This is a genomic window from Bacteroides sp. AR29 (genome assembly GCF_900217715.1).
Lineage (GTDB): Bacteria > Bacteroidota > Bacteroidia > Bacteroidales > Bacteroidaceae > Bacteroides > Bacteroides uniformis.
Window position 1 is genome coordinate 1 of record NZ_OBMS01000054.1, and the last position, 2,965, is coordinate 2,965.

General features: G+C 48.2%; 3 protein-coding genes. All 3 read left to right on the forward strand.

Annotation, left to right across the window (positions count from 1 at the left end; all coding sequences use genetic code 11):
• Positions 1 to 170 precede the first annotated feature (170 nt).
• The 3 genes from CSD97_RS19165 (at position 171) to CSD97_RS18620 (ending at position 2,779) form a co-directional block, all read left to right on the forward strand.
• Complete coding sequence (locus tag CSD97_RS19165) at positions 171 to 584, forward strand: hypothetical protein (protein WP_098032907.1); 414 nt, start codon at positions 171 to 173, stop codon at positions 582 to 584.
• A gap of 11 nt (positions 585 to 595) precedes the next feature.
• Entirely contained in the window at positions 596 to 919 is a 324-nt protein-coding gene (gene tnpB / locus CSD97_RS19170) for an IS66 family insertion sequence element accessory protein TnpB (protein WP_280176140.1), read from the forward strand.
• Between the two features lie 66 nt (positions 920 to 985).
• Entirely contained in the window at positions 986 to 2,779 is a 1,794-nt protein-coding gene (locus tag CSD97_RS18620) for an IS66 family transposase (protein ID WP_098032909.1), read from the forward strand.
• Positions 2,780 to 2,965 lie beyond the last annotated feature (186 nt).

Genomic DNA, 2,965 nt, shown 5'->3' on the forward strand with positions numbered 1-2,965 from the left:
AACATCCTTGACATTTCCGGAAAGAAATATGCGTTTGATTCAACAACGATTCCGTTATGTCTTGCAACATTCCCATGGGCAAAGTTCCGAAACAAAAAAGGAGTGTAAGCGCTCAAATTAGGGCTCTAAAATGCTATCTCTATCTTTGTTGGCAATTCAATCCAACAATTATGTATAGTAGCGAAGATCTTGAAAGATTTTATTTTCAGTACCAAACGGAGGCCGTCCCTCATGGTGTGTCTCTTCAGTCATTCTGTTCAACGCATAACGTTCCTTACAACCTTTTTCATAAATGGTACAAGGATACCCGCAGAAAAATAGTAGAAGTTCAGGTGGATGGTGTTCCCCCGGTTCCGCCCTCGGATTCCGTTCCGTCTTCTCCTTCAGTGGAAAACCCGGTCAAGAAGGACATTCCTTCCCCGCACGCAGGGAACAATCACCGGAATCCGTGCCAAGGGGCGCGTGTGCTTCCCGTACGTATATCCGTGGAGCTGACCTTGAGCAATGGTCTGCATATCCTCCAAAAAGATCTGGATTATCCTGGTCTGTACCGTCTGATCCAAAAGCTGGAGGTGCTATGTTGAGTGTGACCGGCATGAACCGCTTCTATTACCTGCGTGGCTTTACTGACATGCGTTGTAAGCATTCCCGTGTTCTGTCCGTCATCCGTGAACAGTTGCACCGTGAGCCTTCAGACGGTGACATTTATATCGTGATGTCTAAAGACCGGCGTATCGTTCGGCTGTTCGCCTATGATAACCGTTCGTATAGTCTTTTCGAGAAGAAGTTTGTTTCGGGCTATCAGTTTATGCGTATAATCAAGGATGACGAAGGTAACGAGGTCGCCTACCGGATAGACTGGAAGGACGTGGTCCTCCTGTTGGAGAATCCCGTAATTAAATCGTTAAAGATAAGATGATTATGTTCCGTATTTATATGGTTATATCAAGTTTTTTTTGTATCTTTATATCACAAAAAGCAGGATATGGATACGGACGAATTACGCCAGTTTATAGTTCAGAAACGCGAGCTTCTGTCTCGGGAGACCTTCTCGCGTCGTGCTTTTAACCGCTGTGAGAATATGTCCGATGAAATGAAAAACCGCTATGTGGAATACCTTATCGAGCGTCTGGAGAACGCTGAGTTGGATAACCGGGCGATGAAACTGGTTTTGGAGGATCTGACAAAAGAGTTATCCCGCTCCAACCGGATGCTGGAAAAATTAAATGAGTCGCAATCCCTTCTTGAGGAAGAACGCAAATCGCGTAAATCCCTGGAACAGGAGATTACAAAACTGAAGGAGCAACTCAAATCCGCCCGCAAGCAGCGTTTCGGATCGAAGAAACAGTCCGTAAAGAAGGATGATTCCGGTAGTGATGATGATCCGGTTGACCGTGAGAATGAGAAAGATGGCTTTGACGGTACGGACGAATCGTTGGATACCCGTTCCATACCGGAGTCGGAAACACAGGAATCCCACCCCTCCTCTCCGAATCCGAGGGATCTCTGCAACCGTCCGGAAACCTATCGTACCATGGGCGTGAACGGAACTCCTGTCAGGCACTTGTCGGATCTCTCCAAGGTTCCCGGGCGTATCCTTGACCGCAAGCTTGTGAGGACCTTCCGTCTGGACATCCGCCTTGTGGAAGAACAGTTCGAGATGGTACAGTACGTGGAGAAGGGCCGCAAGCCGCGCTGGGGGTATTTCCCCAAGGAAGGACACCCGCAGGTGGTAACTCGGTTTGACGGTACCAAGATAACTCCTGGGTTCCTGCAGGCCATCGCCTATGAGGTATACGTGAAGAACGTGACCTTCGGCCTGCTGCACCAATGGCTTGGGGATATGGGAATGACCGTATCGGAGAACACCTTGCGCAACTGGCTGAAGAAAGGCAGGAAATACCTCGACCGTATGGTGTTGGAACTTAAGCGTATCGCGCTGGAGAAGGATGCCGTTGTCAATTGTGACGAGACGTGGTGCAAGGTCCGTAAATATGACCGTTACAAGAAATGTTACATGTGGGTCCTGGTGAACAAGGCTGAACGTGTGGTGATCTTCTTCTACGAGGACGGTTCGCGTGGCCGTGACGTGCTGACGAACTTTTTAGGTGACGCCGAGTTGAAGGCTCTCATGTCGGACGGCTATAACGCTTATGTCTTTATCGGTGACGAGCTGAAAACCCACAGGTATAAGGATACGGACCATCAGGTCTGTCTGGCGCACGTGCGGGCGAAGTTCGTGAAGGCCCGGATGGAAGGTGGCGACAAGGGGGCTGATGTGTTCCTTGACAATATCAACCGTCTCTTCCGTTTTGAAAGGGAGTACGACAGGGAGATGATCACCGACGGGGAACGTACCCGGCGACGGCAGGGGTTGCCGACCATGGAGGTGATGATAAATCTGCGGGCGAACCTTTTGCAGGAGTTGAAAAGTGAGGAGGAGCAGAAAAGTTGTTATATGCGTGAGGCCCTTAATTATCTCCATAAGTTTTGGAAGGAGGCTTTCACTTATATCAAGGACGGGCGTTATCCGATCTCTAACAATCTTGCAGAACGTGCTGTCCGTCCCTTTACGACCAAACGGAAGAACTCGCTGCACTTCGGCAGCGACGAGGGGGCTGAGATTGCCGCCGTATACCATAGCATAATCAGCACGGTGAAGCTGCAAGGCAGGTCCACGTGGGATTATCTTGGCAAATTTTTTACCGGAATTTTTAACGGTTGCAGAGATTTTTTGAGTCTTGCACCGCAAAATATAGACTTGGCTGTATGCCAATAGTTAAAAATCAATCGAATTTAATAGCAATTTTTTGTGAGGCATCCATTCTGGTGCCTTATAAAAAGGATATGCTCTAAATTGAGTGTTAACAAAAGGAGGAGTTAAGGCTCATGTCTTATATGACATTGAAGCACAAGTTCCTGCCTTCTATACCGTAACCACTGCATCAAAGCATGATTCTACATT